Genomic DNA, 26,230 nt, shown 5'->3' on the forward strand with positions numbered 1-26,230 from the left:
GAGCAGCCATAGGCTGGGTGGCAATCTCATGAAATAATAACAAACTCCTGAGATTGTCAAAACTTACAGGTTTGCCTCGCAATGACGATGACGATTTTGGTATCCACAACGCACACCATTAACTCAACTCGAGTGCCGCTTCTTCTAGAGTTTTTAGCTGATCACGAAGTTTTACGGCTTGTTCAAATTCAAGATTACTTGCGGCTTTAAGCATTTCTTTCTTTAATTTATCAATATGGGTTTTTAGCTTAGCAGGATTATCAAATAAAGTATGAGCTTGTTTTTTATCAAGCTTACTATCGATTTTCTCAAATTCTGCTAAAGCGTGAATAGCACGGTTGATGGTTTTTGGAATTATGCCGTGTTTTTCATTATATTCCTGCTGAATTTGCCTTCTACGCAACGTTTCACTAACAGCTTTATCGATAGATTGAGTCATTTTATCGGCATAAAGTATAACTCTACCCGCGCTATTTCTTGCAGCTCTTCCTATTGTTTGTATTAACGATACTTCCGACCGCAAAAACCCCTCTTTGTCTGCATCAAGTATAGCAACTAAGCCGCATTCAGGGATGTCAAGCCCTTCCCTTAATAGATTAATACCGACTAAAACATCAATAGTACCTTGTCTTAAATCTCGTAAAATCTCTATACGTTCGAGAGTATGAACGTTAGAATGTAAATAAGCAGTTTTATATTTTAGCTCCTGCAAATAGGCGGTTAAATCTTCTGCCATTTTTTTAGTTAAGGTGGTGACTAGAACACGAAAACCTTGAGCGATAGTGGTTTGAATTTCGCTAATTAAATCCTCAACTTGGTTAGTAGCGGGTTTGATAATACATTCAGGATCAAGCAGTCCAGTAGGTCTAATAATCAATTCTACAACCGTGCCGCCGGTTTCTTCTAACTCAAACGGTCCTGGAGTTGCAGATACAAACACAGTTTGTGGTCTAAATTTGTCCCATTCTTCAAATTTTAAAGGTCTGTTATCAAGTGCAGAGGGTAGACGAAACCCATGCTCTACCAAAACTTTTTTCCTTGCTCGATCACCGTTATACATCGCTCTAATTTGCGGTACGGATACATGGCTTTCATCAACAAATAATAATGCATCTTCTGGTAGGTATTCGAATAATGTAGGAGGCGGCTCACCGGCATTACGTCCTGTGAAAAAGCGAGAGTAGTTTTCAACGCCTTTACAGCTGCCGGTTTCCGTTAACATTTCAAGATCATATTGAGTACGTTGATTTAGCCTTTGAGTTTCAAGTGGTTTGTCTTGTGACTTTAAAAACTCTAAGCGTTTTTGTAATTCTTCTTCAATACCTGATATGGCATTATTGACCGTTTCTTGAGGCATCACAAAATGTGAATTACCAAAAACCATAGCTTTATCGAGCTTAGCAAGTTTTTCACCTGTTAGGGGATCAAATTCATGGATATATTCGAGTTCATTACCGAAAAACGATAAACGCCAAGCTTTATCGCTGTAATGTGAGGGGAAAATATCGATGTTGTCGCCTTTAACTCTAAAACAGCCACGCTCAAATCCGATATCGTTACGCTCATATTGTAGATTTATCAAATCGTTTAGTAGTTGATCACGAAGGTAGCTTTGACCAGGCTCTAGATTAACCACCATTTGGTAATATAAATCGGGAGAGCCAAGGCCGTAAATACAGGAAACGGAAGAAACTACTATAACGTCACGACGCTCTAATAGCGATCTTGTAGCGGCATGACGCATTAAATCAATTTGTTCGTTAATTGATGAGTCTTTTTCTATAAAAGTATCGGTGCGTGCTATATAAGCTTCGGGCTGGTAATAATCATAATATGAGACAAAGTATTCAACGGCATTCTTTGGAAAAAGCGATTTCATCTCTGAATAGATTTGGGCAGCTAAAGTTTTATTATGAGCCATAATAAGAGTAGGACGATTAGTTCTCTCTATAATATTTGCCATAGTAAAGGTTTTGCCTGATCCCGTAATACCAAGCAACATTTGTGAGCGTTTTTTGCTACTTAACCCTGCTATAATTTCATCTATTGCTTTTGGTTGATCGCCTGCCGGTTTATATTCTGAGATAATAGAAAAATTATTCATGCCTTTTTACTTGCTTTAAAAACTATAGTTTAAGATAATATATTAAAATCTAACAAAAAAATATAACATTATGAATAAAGCTATATTACACACAATTATTGTTTATACTCTCGCTAGTTGTCCTTATTGTATAAAAGCTAAAGCATTGCTTGATGAGAAAAATGTTGCTTATGAGGAAATTGAAGTAAGTAATTTTACTCAGGAAGAGAAAGAAAAATTTATTAAGAAATCCGGTGGAAAAAAGACCGTCCCGCAGATATTTATAGATAATATGCATGTTGGCGGTTGTGATGCTCTGTTTGATCTTGAAAAAGAGGGAAGGCTAGATAAGCTGTTAGAAAATCAGCTAAAGACGACTTCACCTGCTGCCGGAGCGTAATTAATAAAAACGTCATTGCAAGGAAATTACGAAGTAATTGACGAAGCAATCTAAGGAGGTTGTTATTATTTTATGAGATTGCCACGCTCCCTACGGTCGCTCGCAATGACGATTTAGTATCCACGTGAGCAATGCCCGCTTGCAATGATGCTGCAAACTACCAAAACTTTAAAATGTTCAAAAACAAAACTCGCAAAAATTCATTCTCTCTACTTCTGCCGTATTTATGGTCGAAGGATTTTGATATACGCCTGCGTATTGTTACCTCTCTTATTTGTCTAGTCATAGCTAAAGTAATAAATATTTTCGTTCCTATTGTTTATAAATATATAATAAATGGGCTAAATAAAAACTTTGCTCTTTCGGTTATGATCGGGATTATTGTTGCATATGGCGGAACAAAAATACTTGTTCAACAGTGAATTACGAAATATCTTTTTTTCAAAAGTAGGGCATCAAGTAACTCGCTTAGTTGCTCTAAATGTCTTTAAGTACATGCTTTAAGTATGCGTTTTCACATTACTAGAAAGACAGGGGGCTTAAGTAGGTTAATAGAGCGTGGTACTAAAGGTATTGAAGTGGTACTGCGGTATTCGTTATTTAATATTTTTCCGACAAGCGTAGAAATTATATTAGTAAGCGGGATGTTATGGTATGTTTACAGTATTTGGTTTGCCGTAACTATTTTAATAACAATGATAGTTTATGTTGGTTATACTTGCCTAATCAGTATTTGGCGTATTTCTTTTGCAAGGGAAATGAACCAAAGCGATAACACCGCCAATAATAGAGCAATCGATAGTTTACTGAATTTTGAGGCCATTCAATATTTCGGTAATGAAGAATATGAGGCGATAAAGTTTAATGAGGTTTTATAAACTTATGAAAAATCAGCTACTAAAACTACTAACAGCATATCGATTTTAAATATCGGGCAGGATGTTATAATATCCTTGGCTTGTTAGTCTTATGATACTTTCAGCAAATGCTATTAACCAAAATAAAATGATCGTCGGCGATTTAATAATGGTTAATACTTATCTATTTCAGCTATCAATTCTGCTTTCAATACTTGGCTTTGCTTATAGAGAAATTAAAAACGCTCCTAGTTAGTATGGAAGATATGTTTAAGCTGCTTGATATACCTGTAGAAGTAGAGGATGCTTTGAACGCTAAGGAGCTAATTATCTTAAAAGGTGCGGTTAGTTTCGATAATGTTAGCTTTGCTTATAATCAGGAACGTCCGATTTTACATAATATAAGTTTTACGATCAAGAGCGGTAAAATTTTAGCAGTAGTCGGTAGTAGCGGGGCAGGGAAATCGACGATATCACGCTTGCTTTTTAGGTTTTACAATATTAATAGCGGCAATATTACTATTGATGGTCAGGATATAAGAGAAGTCACGCAACAATCGCTGCGTAAATCTATTGGAATTGTCTTGCAAGATACGGTACTGTTTAACGATACGCGATATATTACAACATCGCATACGGTAATAATGCAGCAAGCTACGATGAAGTTATAGCAGCCTCAAAAAATGCTCATATTCATGAGTTTATTAGCACGTTACCCGAAGGGTATGAGACGCAGGTAGGCGAGAGAGGCTTAAAGCTTTCGGGCGGTGAGAAACAGCGTATTGCAATTGCAAGAACCATCTTAAAAAATCCAGCAATATATGTTTTTGATGAGGCAACAAGTTCGCTTGATACTAAAGCCGAAAAGCTAATTCAAGCACGCCTTAAAGAGATCTCGGCTCAGCATACTACCCTTATCATTGCCCATAGACTCTCAACTATTATCGATGCAGATGAGATTATCGTGTTAGATAACGGTTATATAGTTGAGCGGGGCAACCATAAAACCTTGCTACAGCACAAAGGCTATTATGCCGAACTTTGGTATAAACAGCAAGAAGAGGAACATTCTTAAAATGTATCATTATATCAACTACAAGCTTTATTAAGTGGTTTGGTAAAACCAGCTCGATGTCATTCCCGCGGAGGTGTTGTTGCGTGGATATCAAGTCGTCATTGCGAGCAGCCATAGACTGCGTGGCAATCTCAGGAATTCTTCTCAAGATTGCTGAGTCAAATTACTATGTAATTTTCCTCGCAATGACAAAAAAAACTGATCCACGCAGGAATGACATGGATAGCTAATTGATATTTCAAAAAATTGGCTAAAATCTCTTGCAAGAATAGCGGTGACGTTATTCCGGGGTTTCAAAGCCTCTATCCTAAGCGGTATTATCAGCCGTATATAATCCTCGACTTCATGGTCGGGGCTATGTACAAGGTTTAAAGTGTAAGCTTTAAACCTAAAAGCTATTATAACTGTTCTGTGACGGTTCTTTGAACGTCCCAACCACCCGAAGTTAAAATCTTCGGTGGTTAAAACTTGAGCAATTTAAGTGTAATCACGGGAGCAACTACATGTTCAATAAAAATAATAAATTATTATCTAAAATATTACCGTTCTCTAAGCAAAATAAAGATTTAGAAAAACTAAGATCTAAGTTTAAACAAAGGTTAAAAGTATAAAATAATGCTAATATATAATAAAGTTTGTTAACTTTTACGATTATGTTATTGCATAGAAACGGTTGATGTCGTCATTGTAAGCGACTAAAGGCCTTGTTGTATGGTTCGTTTATGTCATTTCCACGCAAGCGGGAATCCAGTACAAAATGATAAACAAAGAAAATTACATAAAAATTTAGTATATAATTTGCTTAAAAAACTAGATTCCTGCTTTCGCAGGAATGACATCGGCATCCGTGCAACAATGCCCCGCAGCAATGACATCGGTAACTTAGAAACAATGCCACGATTATAAATACAAGCAATCCTTGAAAGAAATTTATTATGTCTCTATTATTAAATATAATTCATTAAATTTAAGGCTAAGTAATCGTGACTGATAAATTTTCTTCTAATTTAGTACCGGTAAATATCGAAGATGAGATGAAAGTATCTTATCTTGATTATGCTATGAGTGTTATAGTAAGTAGAGCTATACCGGATGTTCGGGACGGCTTAAAGCCGGTACATCGCCGAATTATCTATTCTATGCATGAAGCTGGTAATCATGCTAGTAAACCTTATAGAAAATCCGCTAGAATAGTCGGTGACGTGATGGGTAAATACCATCCGCACGGCGATAGTGCTATTTACGATGCGTTAGTACGTATGGCACAAGATTTTTCCTTGCGTTTACCGCTTGTAGACGGGCAGGGTAATTTCGGTTCGATGGATGGTGATGCGGCGGCAGCAATGAGATATACCGAATCTCGAATGGCTAAAGTTGCGTATAAGCTCGTAGAAGATATCGATAAAGAGACTGTCAGCTTTAACCCTAATTACGATGGTTCTGAAGAAGAGCCTTCCGTACTTCCTGCAATGTTTCCCAATTTATTGGTGAACGGTAGCGGAGGCATTGCGGTCGGTATGGCAACTAATATCCCGCCTCATAATCTTGGTGAGGTTATCGATGCGTGCTGTTTATATATAGATAATAACGATATAGAAATATTAGATTTACTTGAAGTTGTTAAAGGACCGGATTTTCCTACAGGTTCAATGATTTTAGGCATTAGCGGTATTAGATCGGCATATCTTACTGGTAGAGGTAGTATCATTATGCGAGGTCGAGCCGAGATTGAGAATATCGGTAATAGCCGTCAAGCAATTATTATTACCGAAATACCGTATATGGTAAATAAGGCAAGGCTTGTTGAGAAAATCGCTCAAATGGTTAAGGAAAAGCGTATAGAAGGTATAAGTGATTTACGTGATGAATCGAATAAAAACGGTGTAAGGATTTTTATTGAGTTAAAGAAAGACGTAGTTGCTGAAGTAGTCTTAAATCAAATATACGCATGTACGCAGCTACAAACTAGCTTCGGTGTTATTATGCTTGCTCTTAAAGACGGGTTACCGAAAGTGATGAATTTGAAAGAAGTAATTGCAGCTTTCGTTAGTTTTAGGGAAGTAGTAGTTACTAACCGTACTATATATTTACTCAATAAAGCAAGAGATAGAGCTCATATTTTACTAGGACTAACTATTGCCGTTAGTAATATCGATGAAATAATACGTATTATTAAAGCTTCAAATGACCCGAATGCAGCTAAACAAGAATTAATGGCTCGTCAGTGGGAAGCATTAAATATCCTACCTCTTGTAAAGTTGGTTGATGATAAAGCAATGTTAAACGAGCAGGGTAAATGTAACTTTACCGAAGTGCAAGCTAAGGCAATCTTAGAAATGAGATTGCAACGCCTGACCGCTATGGAGAAAAACAAGCTTGAAGAGGATTTAAAGAACCTCACTACGGAAATCACCGAATATCTTAATATACTTGGCTCGCGTACAAGGTTACTTGAAATTTTAAAGGAAGAGCTCATTAAAGTTAAAGAAGAATTTGCGACTCCTCGTCTTACTTCAATTGAATTTGGCGAATTTGATCAAGATATAGAAGATTTAATTCAGCGTGAAGAAATGGTTGTAACCGTAACGCTTGGCGGGTATATCAAGCGTGTACCTCTAAGTAGCTATCGTGCGCAAAAACGTGGCGGTAAAGGAAGATCAGGGCTTTCAATGCGTGATGAAGATATTACCACGCAAGTTTTTGTCGGTAGTACCCATACTCCTATGTTGTTCTTCTCAAATATCGGTCAGGTTTATAGTTTAAAACTGTATAAACTGCCTTTAAGTAATCCGCAGGGTAAGGGTAGACCGATGGTTAATATATTACCGCTGAAAGCAAATGAGCATATTACGAATATTATGCCGCTACCTGAAAATCAGGATGAGAGGGATAATTTAAACATTATGTTCGCAACTGCCAAAGGTAATATCAGAAGAAGCGATTTATTAGATTTCAAAAAGCTTCAGTCGAACGGTAAAATTGCTATTAGGCTTGATGAGGACGATAAATTAATAGATGTAAAACCATGTAAAGAAGACGAGCATATTTTACTTGCTACCAAAGCCGGTAAAGCTTTAAGATTCCCTGTTGAATCGCTGCGTGTTATTAAGAGCCGTACTTCTGATGGGGTACGAGGTATGAAGCTTGCCAAAGAGGATTCCGTAATTTCTATGACTGTGCTTAAAGGTATTAGTAGTACAAAAGAGGATAGAGATGCTTATTTATCCGTGCCGTGGGAGCAGAGATTAGAGATTGCTAAAGGTAAGGAGTTTAATCCTGAAGAACTTGGTGTAAGCTTAACTGCCCCGGCTATTGTAGAAATGGCAAATTCCGAAGAATTCATTTTAACCGTAACTGAGAACGGTTTTGGTAAGAGAAGCTCAGCTTATGGCTATAGAATTACTGACCGTGGCGGTAGCGGTATAATCAATATGGATATTAACGACAAAACTGGTTTAGTCGTCGGTGTTATGCCGGTTAAAATGGATGATGAGTTAATGCTGATTACCAATAGCGGTAAGTTAATTCGCTGTAAACTTGAGTCAGTACGTATTACGGGACGTAATACTAGCGGCGTAATCCTATTTAAGCTAGATGATGGTGAAAAAGTCGTGTCTGTCTCTTTAATTGCTGAAACTGCTGAAAGAGAAGAAGATAGTGAGTTAGAGGAAGAGGGATTAGAGCAATCTGAAGAGGTGTAAGGGCTGAGGCGTTGTTATTCCCGCATAGCTCTTAAAAAGCTCTCGATGTCATTCTTGCGAAAGCATTTTGCATAGATACCTAAGTCATCATTGCGCGGAGGTATTGTTGCGTGGACCGGTAAAACCCACTGTGTCACCCCGTGGTCAAGCCACGGGATGACAGAGGTGAAATTGCTTCACGCAACAATGCCTTGTGAGCAGCCATAGGTTACGTGGCAATCTCATGAAATAATAAAACTCCTGAGATTGCAGACGTACAAATTACTTTGTACTTTTCCTCGCAATGACGTTAATTTATTAATTGATCTGCTTTTAGTTAACAATACCCCCCAAAAAAAAGAACTTCTAGAAAAGTATTGCAACACTAATTTTTCTCTCTATAATAACTGTATGTTGAATTAATATGCAGATATTAACTTTCCAGTCTTTTTTTTACTACTATAACCGGTCTAAGCCGTTAACAATATCTCTATATCTTTCTTTTAATTATATTCATCTATTTAAATTAACTAATTATTAGGTAAGTTTTATGTTGCGTAAAATGCTACTTATTTTAATGGCTATTATCATAGCTATCATATTGTTAAACCCACTAATGAGTTTAGAAGTACAAAGGTTATTGTATTCAATAAGTCTATCTATTTCTATCATTGGATTATTTCTGCCTTTAATTATTTTTGGTTTACTTTTTAAATCTGTTGTAATGCTAGCCAAAGATGCAACACGTATAGTTTTCTTAATATTATTACTAGTATGTGGGTCTAATGTTTCCTTCATAAGTCATTATGTAGGTATATACATATATCAATTCATGATCTCTCCTATAGAAAATGATAGTTTAAAGCCTTTATGGTTGCTTAATTTTCCTAATATTATTTCTAATGATAAAATCGTATTTAGTAGTATTATCTTAGGCTTTATTTCCTCAAAGTTGTGTGCTGAAGTTGCAATTGGATTGGCTTGTAAGCTAGAAGCATTTGTTGCAAAAATATTGCGATTGTTGATCTATATAATGCCCTTATTTATAATGGGCTTTATCGTAAAACTACAGTTTGATGAAGTATTAGATATAATGATTAAAGATTATATGTTCATTTTTGTGACGATCGTATTTGCTCAGTTTGGTTATATCTTTCTTGCTTATTTTATTTTAAGTAACTGTCGAGTTAAGGAATGCATAGCTAGCTTTAGTAATATGATGCCAGCGTCTATAAGTGGATTTAGTGCAATGTCTAGTGTTATAAGTATGCCACTTAGTATAATAGGAGCAGAAAATAATACAAATAATAAAGCACTCGCTCGTACCGTTGACCAATAACAGTCAATATTTATCTTGTTGGCGATTGTTTTGCCATATCGATTTTGGCTTATGCTATACTAAAAAGGTATGGATTAGCTGAACCTACTCTATTTAATTATTTTACTTTTTATTTTGTATTGGCAAAATTTTCAGTAGCAGCTATACCAGGTGGTAGAATTATTGTAATGCGCCCTATACTTGAACAATATCTAGGTTTTAATACTAATATGATGTCTCTGATTACAGCTCTTGATATCTTATTTGATCCTGTGATCACTTGTGCTAATGTTTTAGGAAATGGTGCTTTTGTTAAACTGATAGATAATATATATAGTGTAACTCAGAAAGCTTAATTTAAGCAAATTGGCACAGAGCAAGTCATGTTCCACCGTGAGCATTAATAAATATTTGAGCAATAGGACGAGGTTTCTCAAAATACTCTAGGTTCTTGCGTGCAGAAAATTAAATTATTTGTATTTTTAGATATTTTTGAGCAAAAATTAATAAGAACGCAAGAGCCTAATATCTCTTTTGCTTTTAAAGTAATTGTTGAATTATCTATATTTGATAAATTAGATATTTGTGTTCCTTGAATTATTATTTTTTACGAAGAATTAGTGAATTTTTTAATCAAATCTCAAATATTATATAATTGATTTAAAAGAGAAAAAGCATATAATCTTTGTGTGGAAAGTGATATATTGGTAATAAATTATGATGTGGTTATTAATTGCGATTGGTTTAACCGTTGTGGTTCTTATTATAGGGGTAGTATCGATGGCTATCGAAGGAAAGTTTGATAAGAAATTTAGTTCAAAGTTAATGACTTTAAGGGTTTTTTTTCAGGCAGTTGCTATATTTTTATTGATTATAATGTATTTTTATAAAGTTAATTTATAAATGTCTAAAAATAACTCAAAAGCTACTTAATCGATTTCTCTAATTCCTGCACGTAATTCTTCCCATTTGTCTAAAATTTCTTCTAATGTAACTTCTTCGACTTTTTTCTCTCCATCTTCAAAGTCCTTTAAATCTCTAATCAGTTTCTCTAGCTTTAATAATGAAATTTTTTTTCATTATCCTGATCGCTACAATGTTCTTCGAGTTGTTCGGCAATTTCTTCAATATCACCCCAATGCATTATTATTCCTCCTTAATTTTTGCAAGCCTTATTTATTAACATGTTATCTGATATTTGCTATTATTTTTTACTAAATATTATTAATTCGACACATTATTGCAAATAGGTGAGTTTATTATGCAACTATTGCCGGAATTAGGCAGGTTTGCTTTCTTTACATTTTGGTGATTTTATAGTATATTAAAATTAAATATTAAGATTTAATTATGTCAATATTACCGATAGTAACGGCACCTGATGAAAGATTAAAGCAGAAATCTCAGCCGGTTTTAGAGTTTACCGATCAAACACGAAAATTTATGGATGATATGCTTAAAACTATGTACCATGAAGATGGTGCAGGGCTTGCAGCAGTACAAGTAGGGGTATTGAAACGTATTTTAGTAATTGATATACAAGATCATGATTCGGTAGCAAGACCAAAAGATTTTTATCCGCTTTTTATAGTGAATCCTGAAATAATAGAAAAAGCAGAAGAGCTAGTTACGGCTAACGAAGGTTGTATCTCATTACCGGAGCAACGTATTGAGGTGGCAAGACCGGAATCTATAAAGATTAGGTATTTAGACTATCATGGTAAATCGCAAGAGCTTAAAGCAAATGATTGGCTTGCAAGAGTTATCCAGCATGAGTATGATCATTTAGAAGGTAAGCTTATGATTGATTATTTAAGTAATTTAAAACGAGATGTAGTACTTCGTAAGCTTAAGAAACTCAAAAATAATATAGTGTGAAAGTAATCTTTATGGGAACGCCTGAATTCGCTGTTCCCGCTCTTAAAAAACTTATAACTCATCACGAAGTTAAAGCTGTTTTTACACAGCAACCTAAAGCTAAGGGCAGAGGACTTAACTTAGCTAAATCTCCAATACATCAATTAGCATTTGAGCATCAAATTCCTGTTTATACTCCTTCTACTCTTCGTAATGATGAAATAATAAATCTAATTAATAAAGTTAATGCTGATATTATAGTTGTTATTGCCTATGGTTTTATTGTGCCGAAAGCTATATTAGAAGCTAAGAAATACGGCTGTCTTAATATCCATCCATCTGATTTGCCTCGTCACAGAGGAGCGGCTCCTCTGCAGCGTACTATTATAGAGGGTGACCGGAAAAGTAGTGTATGTATTATGCGTATGGATACAGGGCTTGATACAGGTGATATATTGATGAAAGAAGATTTTGATTTAGAAGAAAGAATAACATTGGAAGAACTGCATAACAAATGTGCAAATCTCGGAGCGGAATTATTAATTAAAACACTTGCAAATATCGATAATATAGTACCAATAACACAGCCAAGTGACGGCGTTACGTATGCTCATAAATTAACTAAAGCAGAAGGAAAAATTAATTGGCATGAATCCGCATATAAAATAGATTGTAAAATAAGGGGCATGAATCCTTGGCCCGGAGTATATTTTAGTTATAATGATAAAATAATTAAAATCCTTGAAGCAGAATATTTAAATGCGGATCATCACTTTACTTCCGGTACCGTTATTAGCGATAAGCTGGAAATAGCTTGTGGCAGCGGTATATTACGCGTGAAAAAACTTCAGCAAGAGAGTAAAAAAGCTTTGAATATAGAAGAATTTTTACGTGGTACAAATATTTTAAAAGATACAGTATTAAAATAAGAGTATTATTATGGGTAAAGATAAACAAGAAGTTAGGTTTAATGATAATTGAGACGTTAAGGAGTTTACCTCAAAGTTTGAAAAGAATAGTGATATTTATTCTTTAAAAAGGAAAGTAATTAATATGGTAACAAAGCTTTGATAGCATTATAAGCATCTATAGTAGATGATGAAGTAGAGGATCAAACTAAGCTACTTACGGAAACTCAATTTCTTGTGAAAAAAAACTCCACATGGTAAAATATCTCAATATGAAATTAGCGGCTTTATTAACAAAGCCGGCGAACATATAAACGATCCAAAACAAATAAAAGAAATTTCAAAATTATACGCTCATGTCGTATTTGCTGATTTGCAGAAAAATATTTTAGGTAAATTTGATAAGAACGGTAATTTAAGTATAACTAAAGATTTTGCAATTGATGAAAATCCAGTCTTTAGAAAAGACGGTAAATTATTATGGGTTAAAACTCAAAGCGGTTTGATAAACAGAGAAGGAGAAATAACAGCAGTAAATCATATTTTACAAAAAGGCAGATTTTTGTTTGAAGATTTAGGCGGTAAGGTAGATACAAAATTAGGGACCACAAATCTAAACAAAAAGCCGACAAAGCCTACCTTAAAAAGAGGTTAAAATAACTTTAAGCCCTCTCATAAGAAATAAAATTAAAATTATTTGAAATTAGTGTTTGACAAGCTTTAAAAATATAGATATAAAATCATCACACAAAGTTTGAAACGTAAAACTTTGTAGCTGTTTAAAAAGTTGGTAAAGCTAAAAACTAAATACACCGCGATAATAAAAATTTATATCGTGAGTAGATGCTGAAAATAAGAAAAATAATTGTGAAATTAATTCTGTATGCATTGTGTAATCTCAAGTTAAAAGCATAAGTAAATATAATAAGAGCATTTGGTGGATGCCTTGGCACTAGAAGGCGATGAAGGACGTAATACGCTGCGATAAGCTTCGGGGAGTTGCGAATAAACTTTGATCCGAAGATTTCCGAATAGGGAAACCTACCTAATTTATTAGGTATTGTATAGTGAATACATAGCTATATGAGGCAAACCCAGCGAACTGAAATATCTAAGTAGCTGGAGGAAAGGACATCAACCGAGACTCCGTTAGTAGTGACGAGCGAACGCGGACCAGGCCAGTGGCTTCAAAAAAATAACTAAAACAACATGGAAATGTTGACCATAGAGGGTGATAGTCCCGTATAGGTAAAAAGTTTGAAGTCCTTGAGTAAGGCGGGACACGTGAAATCCTGTTTGAACATAGGGGGACCACCCTCTAAGCCTAAGTACTCTCTAGTGACCTATAGTGAACAAGTACCGTGAGGGAAAGGTGAAAAGTACCCCGACAAGGGGAGTGAAATAGTATCTGAAACCAAATGCTTACAAGCAGTCGGAGCAAGCGTATTTATATGTCTTGTGACGGCGTACCTTTTGTATAATGGGTCAGCGACTTAGTTTATCTAGCAAGCTTAAGCCGTTAGGTGTAGGCGTAGCGAAAGCGAGTCTGAATAGGGCGTTTAGTTAGATGAATTAGACCCGAAACCGGGTGATCTAGCCATGGCCAGGTTGAAAGCGGAGTAAAATCCACTGAAGGACCGAACCCACTACTGTTGAAAAAGTAGGGGATGAGCTGTGGTTAGGGGTGAAAGGCCAATCAAACTCGGATATAGCTGGTTCTCCGCGAAATCTATTTAGGTAGAGCGTTATAGCGATTACCATCGAAGGTAGAGCACTGAATGAGCTAGGGGGTCCCACAGACTTACCAAACTCAATCAAACTCCGAATGTCGATGAGTACAGCATAGCAGACAGACTATGGGTGCTAAGGTCCATAGTCGAGAGGGAAAAAGCCCAGACCGCCATCTAAGGTCCCTAAATCATGACTAAGTGTTAAAGGATGTGAGAAGACCAAAACAACTAGGATGTTGGCTTAGAAGCAGCCATCATTTAAAGAAAGCGTAATAGCTCACTAGTCTAAATAAGTTTTCTTGCGCCAACAATGTAACGGGGCTCAAGTCATGTACCGAAGATGCGGGTTTATGCATTTGGCATAAATGGTAGCGGAGCGTTCCGTAAGCCTGCGAAGGTGAACCGTAAGGTTTGCTGGAGGTATCGGAAGTGAGAATGCTGACATAAGTAGCGATAAAGAATGTGAGAAACATTCTCGCCGAAAGTCCAAGGGTTCTTGCGTAAAGTTAATCTGCGCAAGGTTAGTCGGCCCCTAAGATGAGGCTGAAAGGCGTAGTCGATGGGAATCAGGTTAATATTCCTGAACCTGAAGGATGTGACGAAAATAGTAAATTGTACAGTCTTATTGGATTGATTGTGCAGTGAATATTTTCCAGGAAATAACACCTTCATTATAGACCGTACCCGAAACCGACACAGGTGGACAGGTAGAGTATACCAAGGCGCTTGAGAGAACGATGCTGAAGGAACTAGGCAAATTGCATCTGTAACTTCGGAAGAAAGATGACCTGTATATGGGCAACCATGTGTAGGTGGCACAAGCTAGGGGGTAGCGACTGTTTATTAAAAACACAGGGCTCTGCAAAGTCAATAGACGATGTATAGGGTCTGACGCCTGCCCAGTGCTGGAAGATTAAAAGGAGGGGTGCAAGCTCTGAATTGAAGTCCCAGTGAACGGCGGCCGTAACTATGACGGTCCTAAGGTAGCGAAATTCCTTGTCGGGTAAGTTCCGACCCGCACGAATGGCGTAACGATTTCCCCACTGTCTCCAGTATCGACTCAGCGAAATTGAATTCTCCGTGAAGATGCGGAGTTCCCGCGGTCAGACGGAAAGACCCCGTGAACCTTTACTATAGCTTTGCACTGGTGTTAGGAATCAGATGTGCAGGATAGGTGGGAGACTACGAAGCGAAGGCGTCAGCCTTTGTGGAGTCACCCTTGAGATACCACCCTTTTGGTGCTTGACATCTAACCGAGGTCCTTGAATCAGGATCCGAGACAATGCATGGTGGGTAGTTTGACTGGGGCGGTCGCCTCCCAAAGAGTAACGGAGGCGCGCGATGGTTAGCTCAGGTTGGTCGGAAATCAACTTTTAGAGTGCAATGGCATAAGCTAGCCTGACTGCGAGTCTGACAAGACGAGCAGAGACGAAAGTCGGTCATAGTGATCCGGTGGTCCCGAGTGGAAGGGCCATCGCTCAACGAATAAAAGGTACTCCGGGGATAACAGGCTGATGATTTCCAAGCGTCCATAGCGACGAAATCGTTTGGCACCTCGATGTCGGCTCATCACATCCTGGGGCTGGAGAAGGTCCCAAGGGTTCGGCTGTTCGCCGATTAAAGTGGTACGTGAGCTGGGTTTAGAACGTCGTGAGACAGTTCGGTCCCTATCTGCCGTGGGTGTAGGAAGTTTGAGAGGATCTGCCTCTAGTACGAGAGGACCGAGGTGGACGTACCCCTGGTGGACCAGTTGTCGTGCCAACGGCACAGCTGGGTAGCTAAGTACGGAAGGGATAACTGCTGAATGCATCTAAGCAGGAAACCCACCTCAAAACTAGACTTCCCCATTAGAGCCGTGGAAGACCACCACGTTGATAGGTCGGGTGTGGAAGCACAGTAATGTGTGTAGCTAACCGATACTAATAGCTCGATTGATTTACTTTGCTGTGAGATTACATGTGCATATAGTGTTAATGTTATAAGAGTGTAGTATCTACTCACAAAGTTATCAGGTTAAATAATTTTATCAACTAATAAAAATGTTATTGCATAACTAATGTTATACTGTAGTCCTGCCACGATATTCAGCGAAAATTATTTTGCTGAGTATCGTAGTAAAAGTTAAGATATGATGTTGAGAATTTTTTTGAGTCGTGCAACAACATTAACAGTAAGCTATAATACAAATCTATCTTTTTAAAAGTTTGTATTGCTAGCTTGGTGGTTATAGCATGAGTGAAACACACGATCCCATCCCGAACTCGAATGTGAAACCTCATAGCGCTAATGGTACTATGTCATAAGGCATGGGAGAGTAAGTCGCTGCCAAGCTTGCAATGCAAATTTTTAATTATCTTTCTTTCTCTTTATGAGCATATTTTATATTCATAATTTTTACCTTTCTCTATATTAGTAATGCTTACGCATTAAAGAATAAACATCAATTTATTTCCATAGAATCGCTAAAATCTAACATAGAAATTAAAAAGCTATTTAAAGAAAAAAAAATACTGCTCAATTTATTTTAGAGTTACCAAACGTCACAGTAATTAATGAAGGTGGAATTTTAACTCAAGAAGGTTATATTCTACAAGATACTCAAACAAGCTTAGGTGATCAACATCGTTTATTAAAAAAACGAGATATTAATACTGAAAATCCTTTATATTTTAATGGAAAATTATTATCTTTTGGTTCTGAAAATTAGTATCATTGGCTGCTACAAATTTTGCCTAGATTAATTATATTAAAAGAAGCAGCTCTTGAATATGATCGTACCTATATTAATAATTTAAAATATTCATGGCAAATTAAGTCATTAGAAATAGTATTAAATTATTTCAATATACCGGAAGATAAGCTTTTTGTAGTAAATAGTGACTGTATAATTCAAGCTACTAGACTAATTGTGCGATCTGTACCTTTTATTCCGGTAAAAGGTACACCTTTGCCTTTATGGTTAAAAAAAGATTTAAGAAATATTTTTATTAAAGCTAATAGTAAAGCATACGATAAAATATATATTTCTCGTAAATACGCTTCTACCCGAAAAATAGTTAATGAAGAGGAATTAATAGAAAAAATTGAGAGATCCGGTTTGAAAGTAATATATCTAGCGCTATCCTTCCCGTATGAACAGGCCCAGCTTTTTAATAAAGCAAAAATAATAGTTGGATCGCACGGATCAGGATTTGCTAACTTTATTTTTGCGGTTCCAAAATGCACGGTAGTAGAGATTGATCACGGTACAACCCCCTCTAGAAGTGTTTATAAAAGAATGGCAAATTATATGTCATGCGATTATTATCCTTTTTATGTAGATCATCAGACAACAGAAGAGCATTTAGAAGACGATATAAAGATCAATATTGATGAATTTATTAAGTTTCTTAGAGGTCATCTGTAAATAAATTTTAATTAGTAATTAAAGAGCTTTTTTAGCGAAAATTGAAGTTAATTCTTAAAATCATTATTTAATAAATAAGATTCGCTATTCATTTCATTTAGTCTTGAAATAGTGCGTTTAAATTCTGCGGCTCGTGCTGAACCTTGATATATTTTATTTGGGTTATTTTCTAGGCTCATAAATAAGAGTATTTTATAGAAATAGGCATTATCGATAAAGTTGATAAATCTAACGGCTGTATTTGTATCGTTAGCATCGATAGTATGAACGTTCCCCACTATAATAACGTTAAAATTTTGGCAAATATTAACATAATCGATATAGCTTAAGCCTCTTGTAAATAATTCATTATAATCTGTTACTAATATTCTTTTATGCACTTTTTGAAAGGATATTTCTCTACCTAGAACCTGTATATTTTGAGGAGCAAGATTATTATCACTAATATCCGTGATAATTTTTTCAAGTTTGTTTTGGTTTTCTAAAGTTAAAGGATAAATTATCCTTGCCTCTTTAACTCTTAACGCTTTATCAAATCGATAATCATGTTGATTATCTAGATATTTAACATAAAATGTATTATTGATTATCTTTATAAAAGGTAAGAAAGATTCTCGTTGTAATCCGTCTTTGTACAGATTATTGGGACTCGTGTTAGAAGTTATAAAAATAAAAATATTTTGCTTTATTAATTCATTAAATAATCTACTGATTATCATTGCATCAGTAATATCTTTAATTTCAAACTCATCTATACATAACACTTTAGTTTGTTTAGTATAGTTTTTAGCAATTTTAGGGATGATATCTTTTTGATTTGCTGTTTGTAATTTATGCATAGATTTATGAATTTCCTGCATAAAGTGCTGATAATGTATTATTATTTTAGGTGTGGTTAATTCTTCACAAAAAGAATTCATGAGCATAGTTTTACCGCTACCCACCGGACCGTATAAATAAATTCCGCTTTCTAAGTTGTTTTGATTAAAGAATTTGAATAAACTTTTAGGCTTATTAAGTGCTGCTGCCAGCTGTTTTAATTCTTCTCGTAAAGCAGTTTGTTTTGAATCTCGTATTAATAAAGTAGAGGATTTAATCATCCAAAATATTTTTTATCTAGTTTGTTATAGGTTTTTTCTAAAATGTCGTTCCTAGCTAAAAGCAGGAAGGCTTTGTTGCGTGGATCAATTTCACCTCCGTCATCCCGTGGTTTGACCACGGGATCCAGTGAAAAATGCTAACCTTTAGCATTGTTTGTTATTTTTGCTAGATTGCCACGCTCCTTTTAGTTGCTCGCAATGACGGTTGTGATTATCATTTCCTATATAAAAGCGTTGCATCGCCGTAGCTAAAAAAACGCATTGCTTCTTTTATAGCATATTTATATAATTCATGCATCTCTTTAAATCCGGCAAAAGCACATATAAGCATAAATAAAGTAGATTTAGGAAAATGGAAATTAGTAAGTAGCATATCAGCTGTTTGAAATTTAAAACCTGGGGTTATGAAAATATCGGTTTTAAAGCTACCTGCTTTTACGATGCCGTTATTGCAAGAACTCTCAAGTGTTCTAAGTGTTGTAGTGCCGACTGCGATAATACGTTGCCCTTCTTGCTTTGCTTTATTGATAATTTCAGCAGTGTCAGGAGTAATAGAGCAATATTCGGTATGCATTTTATGTTCATGAATATTTTCGGTTTTTACAGGTAAAAAAGTTCCAGCTCCCACATGTAATGTTAAAAATGTGGCTTGTATGCCTTCTGCCTTAAGCTTATCAAGTATATCCTTTGTAAAATGCAAGCCTGCTGTCGGTGCTGCAACTGAACCTTCTATTTGGCTATAGACAGTTTGATAGCGGTCGTTGTCGTTTTGAGTGTTTGTCATCCCATGGTTTGACCACGGTATCCAGTCATTATTTAAATATGTTTTGGATCCCGTGGTCGTAGCCACGGGATGACATAATGAGTGTGAACGCCTAATATAAACCGGTAGCGGCATCTCACCGTATTTATTTAAGAACTCGAATACAGAAATATCATTAAGCTCAAATTTTACTTTAATCTCACCCATTGCAAGTTTTTCGGTAATAATTACCTTATGATTATCAAAATAAAATTCATCATTTACATGAAGCTTTCGAGCTGGTTTAGCAAAAGCCGACCAACTATCATCTGATAATTTTTGATTCAAATTTATTGTAATATTTTTCCCCAAATTTAACTTTGCTTTTATTACCTTACTATTATTAAAGACTAATAAGTCCCCTGCTTTTAAGTAATCTATTATGTTGTAGAATTTGGTTTTAATAGGCGGCATAACAGCAATTAGTAAATCTGAGTTATCACGTTCACTAGATGGATATTGTGCGATCAGTTCGCTTGGTAAATCAAAGTCAAAATCAGATAGTTTCATTGTTTAAATATTAGTGGCTAAAAAAGTGATTATAACAGCATATGACAATATTTAATATAATATTTTAGTTTATTGATTGCTTACTAATAAATCAACTATTTGTTGATAAAATGATTTTTTGCTGTACGATACAAAATACTATCAATTGAATCATTAAGGGAAATACTTGATAATCGATGATATAATTAGAAATAAATTTCATGAGATATTAAGCAGTAAAGATATAGAAGAAAATATGGGATTTAATAATATATATAAAATAAAAAGATATGTAGAGAAAGTTTTGTCAAAGAATTCAAAGCTTTGATTGAAGATCCAAATACAGAAGTATATACATTGGAAGGTGAGGCTAAATCTTTTTTATATTTTGCGTGTCATAATAATCAGAAAGGGATAGTAAGGCTTCTACTTGCACAAGGTGCAAATATAATCCTTGACCACAACAGCGGTATGACCGTTTTTCACACTGCCCTAACAGCTCAACATTTTGATATGGTAGCATTTCTAATTGAAAATGGTGTAGGTCCTAATTACGTAACAGGTGACAATATGACTTATTTAGAAATATGTACGTCCTATACCTAAATATAGCCATGGTAACTAAATTGCTCGCTTATGGTGCTAATATGAAAAACCGCATTTAAAAGTTTAGTAGACCTAACTAGAGAATTTAATGATAGTAAGCAGAGTACAGATATAGTAAAAGTATTGTTACAATATGGTGCTAATCGAATATACTCGATTCTGACGGTCAAATGGTCCGTGACAAGGAAGCAATTTATGAATCTCTGAAAGCTCTTTTAACGCTTGAATCCACATTGCGTAAGAATGATTACAAGAAAATTAAGGCTATTGACAAGAAAGATTTAGCTGCGTTTGTTCAATGGAAAGCAGCAATATTATCGGTTGTAAAAGATGTTGCTAAGGATGAGTATATAAAAAGCCTATTAGAACTATATAATATTTTCAAATCAAATGAGTTTGGATTCGGATGATTCTATAAAACAACCATTAATAGAATTAGGAGAAAAGATAGCTAAATTGATACCGCCTTTAGAGTTTTTATGCATTTTAAAAATTGAAGATATTATTGATAGTAACGCTACAGATAAGATAGAATTACCTGAGAGTGCAATAAAAGCAATGACAGAGTGCGGACTACTTCAAGTTGAAGCAACAGGAGAAATAGTGGCTTATAATGATTTAGTTTAAAGGTTGAGGCTGGTTTTATGTCATTCCTGCTTTCGCAGGAATGACATAAAACATGGGTAATACCTCCTCACACTATTAACCCTTTAACTTGAGAGTTCCATAATTTTTGATATAGCTTACTATTTTTTAGTAATTCTGCATGGTTACCGTCATCGATTATACTTCCCTTTTCAAAAACTAAAATTCTATCCATATTGAGTAAAGTAGATAATCTGTGGGCAATGACTATCACAGTTTTATTTTGCATTAAATAATCCATTGACTCTTGAATCAGGCTTTCCGTCTCGCTATCTAAGCTACTTGTTGCTTCATCGAGAATTAAAATAGGAGCATTTTTTAAGATGGCTCTTGCTATGATAATTCTTTGACGCTGACCGCCTGATAAGTTATTCCCCCGTTCACCGCACATAGTATCGTAACCATCCGGTAGATTATCGATAACATCATGAATATGTGCAGCTTTTGCTGCTTCTATAACCTCCTCAAGAGTAGCTTCTTTTTTCCCGTATCTGATATTGTCCAAAATGGTACGATGAAAAAGCACCGGTTCTTGAGGTATAAGGCTAATGGCTTTTCTTAAAGAATCTTGAGTTACGTTTTTAATATTTTGATTATCTATTAAAATCATTCCTTCTTCTATATCATGTAACCTCGTGAGTAAACTAATAAAAGTGGTTTTCCCTGAACCTGAAAATCCAACTAGTCCTACTTTTTGTTTACTCGGTATTAATACCGATTTATTATAAAATAGATTGTTATTATGATGATAATTAAATGTAACATTTCTAAATTCAATAACCCCTTCTTTGATATCTAATGGAGTAGCGTTTGCAATATCAGTTATAATATGCGGTGCCATTAAAGATAAGCCTTGATTAAATGCCCCGACCTGCTCGAACATATCACCGATTTCTTGCGTTAAATCCCAAATATCGTCTGCTACATTTATACATAATGTTAGCACTAATACGCAATCACCTATGCTTATAGATAATTCGCTACGAAGTTTAGATAAATAATAAATCATTATAAAAATCATTATTGAACAAGAAGTCCCAAGAGCATAACGCAATTTGAACATAAAGAATTGCATAGTTTGCTCATCGGCTACGGCATTTTCTACTCTTGTTTCGAGATGTTGACGTTCAAATTTATGGGCTGTAAACATTCTAACCGCATTAATGTTGCTAATTGCATCTACGATACTACCGGCAACAAAAGATTGGCTTCTAGCATAATTTAATGAGTATTTATTGATTTTATCGGAGAAAAGAACACTAAGTCCTAAAAAAACCGTAATCCATAAAATAAATATCGTAGCAAAAACGTAATGTACTGAATATAAAGCAATTAATGCAAATACAATAATAGCGAGTTTACGAAGAATTTTTTCACCAAATATTGAAATAATCATCTCAAACGATCTTGCAGTTTCGGTAATACGATTGCTAATATGTCCTGCTAGATTATCCTGAAAGAATTTATGGCTATGATATTGGGTGTAATTATAAAGTTCATTTAGTATTTTCCCTTTTATTACGGGCATAGTCTTGAGATACAAATAATCATATGAACGATATGCTATATTAATACTCTCCCACCAAAGAGCATAAAATACTGCCCAGTAAATCATAGAAGATAAAAGATTATTAGCGTTCTTATCGCTGAAAGATTCTATTAAATCAATGATTTTCTGAAGTAATATACTATCAATCGCCGGAATCATACCGAGTAAAATACAAATTACAGTCAATAAAGTCATTTTAACTTTATCGAATTTTAAAAAATAAATACTTAAGCTAAATGTTGATTTAGATAAAGTAGGGTATTTTATCACGATAATGTACCTCGATTTTAAAATAATATATTAATTCGTGTTATTTTGGAGCATATTTTAATTTAATTATTTTAAAATATACCTCAAAATATTAAATCTGTGGAAAAATAATAAACAAGTCTTGCTTCTTACCTTAAATAATGCTACAAAATTCCGAAAATAACTTCAACATCATTAGAAATGCAAGCAAAAGAATTATCTAATAATTTTTTAGAAGAACAAGAAAAGTCTAAGGAAGACGATTCTCCGTTCTTTGATGTAAAATATATTTGTCAAGCAAGTTTATTAATTACGGATTCTATCCGAAAAGGGTATGATGTAACGCAATTGCCCAATGGTGATATTAATGTTACAGAAGTAAGAATAGTAAATGTTCATTATAATTGGAACTCCGAAAAAGGAAAATTTGTTAAAACTAATCAGATAGAATTTAATAATAGCAAAGGTGGATGATTAAATCAAATACTGTATACTCGCTTAATTTGAAAAATTGGCTACGTCGTCGTCCTATAAGTACTGTGGTACTCACGTAAGTATACGTGATTACACTGGGAGTATATTGTTATCGTCACAAAGCTTATTATCTTAAAACAGCAGCTTAAATATGGAATTTGATCAAGGATTATTATCAAGGATTCAATTTGCTTTTACCATAAGTTTTCATATAATATTCCCTGCTTTTACTATAGGGCTTGCAAGCTTTTTAGCGGTAATTGAAGGGTTATGGTTGAAAACAAAAAAGCCGGTTTATCAAGAAATATACAAATTTTGGGTGAAGATTTTTGCTGTTACTTTCAGTATGGGAGTAGTTTCGGGTGTTGTAATGTCTTATCAATTCGGTACTAACTGGTCGAATTTTTCAGATAAAGTTGGAAATGTCCTTGGTCCGCTTCTTGGTTTTGAAGTATTTACTGCCTTTTTCCTCGAATCTTCTTTTTTAGGTATAATGTTATTCGGCTTTAATAAAGTCAGTAAAAAAGTACATTTTATTTCTACGTTAATAGTTGCCGTTGGTACTGTAATCTCAGCTTTTTGGATACTTGCAGCTAGTAGCTGGATGCATACTCCTGCTGGTTTTGAACTGCGAGGCGAAGGATTCTTTTATCCTTTAAATTGGCTAGAAATTATCTTTAACCCTTCTTTCCCATATCGCTTTTTCCATATGATTACGGCGGCTTATTTAACTACTTCTTTTGTTATTGGTGGTGTAGCTAGCTTTTATTTACTAAATAATCGTTATAAAGAGCATGCTAAAATTATGCTTTTTATGGCAGTGTTAATGGCGTTAATCGTTGCACCTATTCAAATAGTTATTGGTGATCTGCATGGTTTAAATACTCTTAAATATCAGCCGGTCAAGGTCTCTGCTATGGAAGGTATTTGGAATACAGACAAAGGAGCAGCTTTTAATCTTATCGGCTTTCCTGACGGGGAAGAAGAAAAAACAAAATATGCTGTAGAAATACCTTATGCTAGTAGTTTAATCTTAACGCATAGTTTAGATGGTGAAGTGAAAGGATTAAAAGAATGGACAACAGAAGAGCGTCCGCCGGTTGCAGTAGTATTTTTTAGCTTTCGTATTATGGTAGGAATCGGTTGCTTAATGGTATTTACAGGTATTGTGGGGTTATATCTTTACTTGAAGAAAAGATTATATACTACGCATTGGTTTCAATATTGGTATATATTAATGTCACCTTCAGGTTTTATTGCAGTACTTGCCGGTTGGTTCGTAACCGAGGTAGGGAGACAACCTTATATAGTATATAATATTTTAAAAACCGTGGATACGGTATCACCGGTACTCGGCAAATATGTATTTATTTCTCTAATTGCTTTTATAGTAGTGTATGTGATCATTTTCGGAGCGGGTATATATTATATAATGCATTTGATACAGAAAGGTATAGAAGTGATAGATAATAAAGAAATGTACGGAGAGAGTTGTTTGAATAACCCATTATTAGAAAAGTAATAAGCTTATGTTAAATTTTGCACCTTATATAGATTTACCGCTTGTTTGGGGTGGGCTTGTAGCTACCGCTATTTGTTTATATGTTTTATTAGACGGTTTTGATTTAGGAGTAGGAATCTTATTTCCGTTTGCACCTACCGATGATTGCCGTCATAAAATGATCAATTCTATTGCTCCTTTTTGGGACGGTAACGAAACTTGGTTAGTACTTGGCGGCGGTGGTTTATTTGCGGCTTTCCCGTTGGCATATTCGCTATTAATGCCGGCTTTATATATTCCTATTATATTGATGTTACTCGGTCTAATATTTCGTGGTGTAGCTTTTGAATTCCGTTTTAAGGCTCATATAGGTCATCGTTATATTTGGGACTACGCTTTTCATTTCGGTTCTATGATTACTGTTTTTTGTCAAGGTTTAATGCTTGGTACGTTTGTCCAAGGAATAGAGATAGAAGGACGAGAATTTGCAGGAGGGAGCTTTGATTTTCTTACTCCCTTTTCCGTTATGACGGGGATAGCATTAATATTCGGTTATGCACTCTTGGGTGCTACTTGGCTTATTCTGAAAACAGAAAAGACAACACAAGATTGGGCTTATAAATCTGCTTTATATATTTTATTTTACGTTGCACTTTTTATGGGGTTTGTAAGCTTATGGGTTCCTTTCTTAAATAACCACATAAAACATCGTTGGTTTAGTGTACCTAATATTTACTATTTATCTATTGTACCTATTGTAACTGCTTTAATATTTATCAAGTTCATTAAAGCCGTTAAGCAGAAAAAAGAAGTAAAGCCGTTTATTTATACGATCTGGTTATTTTTATTAGGATATTTAGGGCTCGCGATAAGCATATGGCCATATATCGTTCCTTATAAAGTTACGCTTGAAACTGCTGCAGCAGCACCGGAGTCACAGTCTTTACTGTTGATAGGAGCTGGGATATTCCTACCTGTCATACTTGGCTACACATTCTATTGTTATTATATATTCCGTGGCAAATCATCTCATCATCCGATATATTAAAAAATTTAAAACAATAACCTCTGGTCTCAAAGGGTGGCAATGGTTTATTATCCTATGGCTTAGCGGATTATTATCCACATTCCTTTTAACTTATGTAGTTAAGCTGGTGTTTAGGGTGATAGTAGGAATATAACCTTGACAAAACGTACTGTTTATAGTACGTTATTAATATTAAGTCTCACTAACTATAAGGAAAAAATAATGGAAATATATAATACAAGTGAAGCAAGAAGTAAGCTTTATAAACTTATAGATTATGTTTCTGATGTACACAAACCTGTTTATATTAAAGGTAAAAGAAATAATGTAGTTATAATTTCAGAAGAAGATTATCATAATATGGAAGAAACTTTATATTTATTATCTATTCCAAATATGCATAAGTATATAATTGAAGGACGAGCAGAGCCTATAGCAAAGTGTAGCGATAAATTAAATTGGTAATTTTTTATA

23 protein-coding genes, 2 rRNA genes and 2 pseudogenes are annotated in these 26,230 nt (G+C 34.9%); 21 read left to right on the plus strand and 6 right to left on the minus strand.

Annotated features, from left to right (window positions below; translation table 11 throughout):
• Positions 1-118: 118 nt before the first annotated feature.
• Positions 119-2,104, minus strand: coding sequence for an excinuclease ABC subunit UvrB (uvrB, locus tag ACHBLB_RS03840; protein WP_475840707.1), 1,986 nt, complete (start codon positions 2,102-2,104; stop codon positions 119-121).
• A 70-nt stretch (positions 2,105-2,174) separates the two neighbouring features.
• Here uvrB and grxC point away from each other — a divergent pair, with 70 nt between their 5' ends.
• From grxC to gyrA, 3 genes and pseudogenes are all read left to right on the plus strand, one after another.
• Positions 2,175-2,483 carry a glutaredoxin 3 gene (gene grxC / locus ACHBLB_RS03845; protein WP_475840709.1) on the plus strand — a complete coding sequence of 103 codons (309 nt, stop codon included), beginning with the start codon at positions 2,175-2,177 and terminating at the stop codon, positions 2,481-2,483.
• A gap of 173 nt (positions 2,484-2,656) precedes the next feature.
• Positions 2,657-4,415, plus strand: a pseudogene (locus tag ACHBLB_RS03850) (ABCB family ABC transporter ATP-binding protein/permease).
• A gap of 983 nt (positions 4,416-5,398) precedes the next feature.
• Positions 5,399-8,116, plus strand: a complete 2,718-nt coding sequence (gene gyrA / locus ACHBLB_RS03855; RefSeq protein WP_475840711.1) for a DNA topoisomerase (ATP-hydrolyzing) subunit A — start codon at positions 5,399-5,401, stop codon at positions 8,114-8,116.
• 516 nt (positions 8,117-8,632) lie between these two features.
• On the opposite strand, the gene ACHBLB_RS03860 is transcribed toward gyrA, so the two are convergent.
• Entirely contained in the window at positions 8,633-8,893 is a 261-nt protein-coding gene (locus ACHBLB_RS03860) for a hypothetical protein (protein WP_475840713.1), read from the minus strand.
• 34 nt (positions 8,894-8,927) lie between these two features.
• Between ACHBLB_RS03860 and ACHBLB_RS03865 the strand changes: the two genes are divergently transcribed.
• From ACHBLB_RS03865 to ACHBLB_RS03880, 4 genes are all read left to right on the plus strand, one after another.
• Positions 8,928-9,434: a cation:dicarboxylate symporter family transporter gene (locus tag ACHBLB_RS03865; protein WP_475840715.1), complete on the plus strand. Its 507-nt coding sequence runs from the start codon at positions 8,928-8,930 to the stop codon at positions 9,432-9,434.
• Positions 9,435-9,478: 44 nt separating this feature from the next.
• Positions 9,479-9,769 carry a cation:dicarboxylate symporter family transporter gene (locus ACHBLB_RS03870; RefSeq protein ID WP_475840717.1) on the plus strand — a complete coding sequence of 97 codons (291 nt, stop codon included), beginning with the start codon at positions 9,479-9,481 and terminating at the stop codon, positions 9,767-9,769.
• Between the two features lie 99 nt (positions 9,770-9,868).
• Complete coding sequence (locus ACHBLB_RS03875) at positions 9,869-10,009, plus strand: hypothetical protein (RefSeq protein WP_012262260.1); 141 nt, start codon at positions 9,869-9,871, stop codon at positions 10,007-10,009.
• 121 nt (positions 10,010-10,130) lie between these two features.
• Positions 10,131-10,316, plus strand: coding sequence for a twin transmembrane helix small protein (locus ACHBLB_RS03880; RefSeq protein ID WP_475840719.1), 186 nt, complete (start codon positions 10,131-10,133; stop codon positions 10,314-10,316).
• A gap of 26 nt (positions 10,317-10,342) precedes the next feature.
• Here ACHBLB_RS03880 and iscX read toward each other — a convergent pair.
• Positions 10,343-10,557 (minus strand): annotated as a pseudogene (gene iscX / locus ACHBLB_RS03885) (Fe-S cluster assembly protein IscX).
• 206 nt (positions 10,558-10,763) lie between these two features.
• On the opposite strand from iscX, the gene def reads away from it, so the two are divergent.
• The 6 genes from def to ACHBLB_RS03915 all read left to right on the plus strand — a co-directional run bounded on the left by def (position 10,764) and on the right by ACHBLB_RS03915 (position 17,314).
• The gene (def, locus tag ACHBLB_RS03890; protein WP_012150494.1) at positions 10,764-11,291 is read left to right on the plus strand and encodes a peptide deformylase; all 528 of its coding nucleotides are present in this window, start codon (positions 10,764-10,766) and stop codon (positions 11,289-11,291) included.
• Positions 11,288-12,199, plus strand: a complete 912-nt coding sequence (gene fmt, locus ACHBLB_RS03895; protein WP_012736517.1) for a methionyl-tRNA formyltransferase — start codon at positions 11,288-11,290, stop codon at positions 12,197-12,199. Before def ends, fmt begins: the two co-directional genes overlap by 4 nt.
• A 241-nt stretch (positions 12,200-12,440) precedes the next feature.
• Positions 12,441-12,833 carry a hypothetical protein gene (locus ACHBLB_RS03900; protein ID WP_475842728.1) on the plus strand — a complete coding sequence of 131 codons (393 nt, stop codon included), beginning with the start codon at positions 12,441-12,443 and terminating at the stop codon, positions 12,831-12,833.
• A gap of 258 nt (positions 12,834-13,091) precedes the next feature.
• A 23S ribosomal RNA gene (locus ACHBLB_RS03905) occupies positions 13,092-15,852 on the plus strand.
• 272 nt (positions 15,853-16,124) lie between these two features.
• Positions 16,125-16,239, plus strand: a 5S ribosomal RNA gene (gene rrf / locus ACHBLB_RS03910).
• Between the two features lie 397 nt (positions 16,240-16,636).
• Positions 16,637-17,314 carry a glycosyltransferase family 61 protein gene (locus tag ACHBLB_RS03915; protein WP_475840721.1) on the plus strand — a complete coding sequence of 226 codons (678 nt, stop codon included), beginning with the start codon at positions 16,637-16,639 and terminating at the stop codon, positions 17,312-17,314.
• A 47-nt stretch (positions 17,315-17,361) separates the two neighbouring features.
• Here ACHBLB_RS03915 and zapE read toward each other — a convergent pair whose 3' ends face one another.
• Both zapE and queA read right to left on the minus strand, forming a co-directional pair.
• Positions 17,362-18,414 carry a cell division protein ZapE gene (gene zapE / locus ACHBLB_RS03920; RefSeq protein WP_475840722.1) on the minus strand — a complete coding sequence of 351 codons (1,053 nt, stop codon included), beginning with the start codon at positions 18,412-18,414 and terminating at the stop codon, positions 17,362-17,364.
• 214 nt (positions 18,415-18,628) lie between these two features.
• The gene (gene queA / locus ACHBLB_RS03925; RefSeq protein ID WP_475840724.1) at positions 18,629-19,726 is read right to left on the minus strand and encodes a tRNA preQ1(34) S-adenosylmethionine ribosyltransferase-isomerase QueA; all 1,098 of its coding nucleotides are present in this window, start codon (positions 19,724-19,726) and stop codon (positions 18,629-18,631) included.
• A 166-nt stretch (positions 19,727-19,892) separates the two neighbouring features.
• Between queA and ACHBLB_RS03930 the strand changes: the two genes are divergently transcribed.
• The 4 genes from ACHBLB_RS03930 to ACHBLB_RS03945 all read left to right on the plus strand — a co-directional run bounded on the left by ACHBLB_RS03930 (position 19,893) and on the right by ACHBLB_RS03945 (position 20,938).
• Entirely contained in the window at positions 19,893-20,033 is a 141-nt protein-coding gene (locus ACHBLB_RS03930; RefSeq protein ID WP_475840726.1) for a hypothetical protein, read from the plus strand.
• Positions 20,030-20,311 (plus strand): ankyrin repeat domain-containing protein, encoded by a 282-nt coding sequence (locus ACHBLB_RS03935; protein ID WP_475840728.1) that lies wholly within the window; start codon positions 20,030-20,032, stop codon positions 20,309-20,311. Before ACHBLB_RS03930 ends, ACHBLB_RS03935 begins: the two co-directional genes overlap by 4 nt.
• A gap of 170 nt (positions 20,312-20,481) precedes the next feature.
• Entirely contained in the window at positions 20,482-20,721 is a 240-nt protein-coding gene (locus tag ACHBLB_RS03940; RefSeq protein WP_475840730.1) for a hypothetical protein, read from the plus strand.
• The gene (locus ACHBLB_RS03945) at positions 20,702-20,938 is read left to right on the plus strand and encodes a hypothetical protein (RefSeq protein ID WP_475840732.1); all 237 of its coding nucleotides are present in this window, start codon (positions 20,702-20,704) and stop codon (positions 20,936-20,938) included. The genes ACHBLB_RS03940 and ACHBLB_RS03945 overlap by 20 nt, the downstream gene beginning before the upstream one ends.
• Positions 20,939-21,005: 67 nt before the next feature.
• Here ACHBLB_RS03945 and ACHBLB_RS03950 read toward each other — a convergent pair whose 3' ends face one another.
• On the minus strand, positions 21,006-22,775 hold the full coding sequence (locus ACHBLB_RS03950) for an ABC transporter ATP-binding protein (RefSeq protein WP_012150503.1): 1,770 nt from the start codon (positions 22,773-22,775) through the stop codon (positions 21,006-21,008).
• A gap of 180 nt (positions 22,776-22,955) precedes the next feature.
• On the opposite strand from ACHBLB_RS03950, the gene ACHBLB_RS03955 reads away from it, so the two are divergent.
• From ACHBLB_RS03955 to ACHBLB_RS03970, 4 genes are all read left to right on the plus strand, one after another.
• Positions 22,956-23,228 carry a DUF2671 domain-containing protein gene (locus ACHBLB_RS03955; RefSeq protein WP_475840734.1) on the plus strand — a complete coding sequence of 91 codons (273 nt, stop codon included), beginning with the start codon at positions 22,956-22,958 and terminating at the stop codon, positions 23,226-23,228.
• Between the two features lie 151 nt (positions 23,229-23,379).
• A complete protein-coding gene (locus ACHBLB_RS03960) occupies positions 23,380-24,750 on the plus strand; it encodes a cytochrome ubiquinol oxidase subunit I (RefSeq protein ID WP_475840736.1) in 1,371 nt (456 codons plus the stop codon).
• 7 nt (positions 24,751-24,757) lie between these two features.
• Entirely contained in the window at positions 24,758-25,777 is a 1,020-nt protein-coding gene (gene cydB / locus ACHBLB_RS03965; protein ID WP_475840738.1) for a cytochrome d ubiquinol oxidase subunit II, read from the plus strand.
• A 201-nt stretch (positions 25,778-25,978) separates the two neighbouring features.
• Positions 25,979-26,221: a type II toxin-antitoxin system Phd/YefM family antitoxin gene (locus ACHBLB_RS03970; protein ID WP_475842729.1), complete on the plus strand. Its 243-nt coding sequence runs from the start codon at positions 25,979-25,981 to the stop codon at positions 26,219-26,221.
• The last annotated feature ends 9 nt before the right edge of the window (positions 26,222-26,230 follow it).

Source organism: Rickettsia lanei (genome assembly GCF_056242675.1).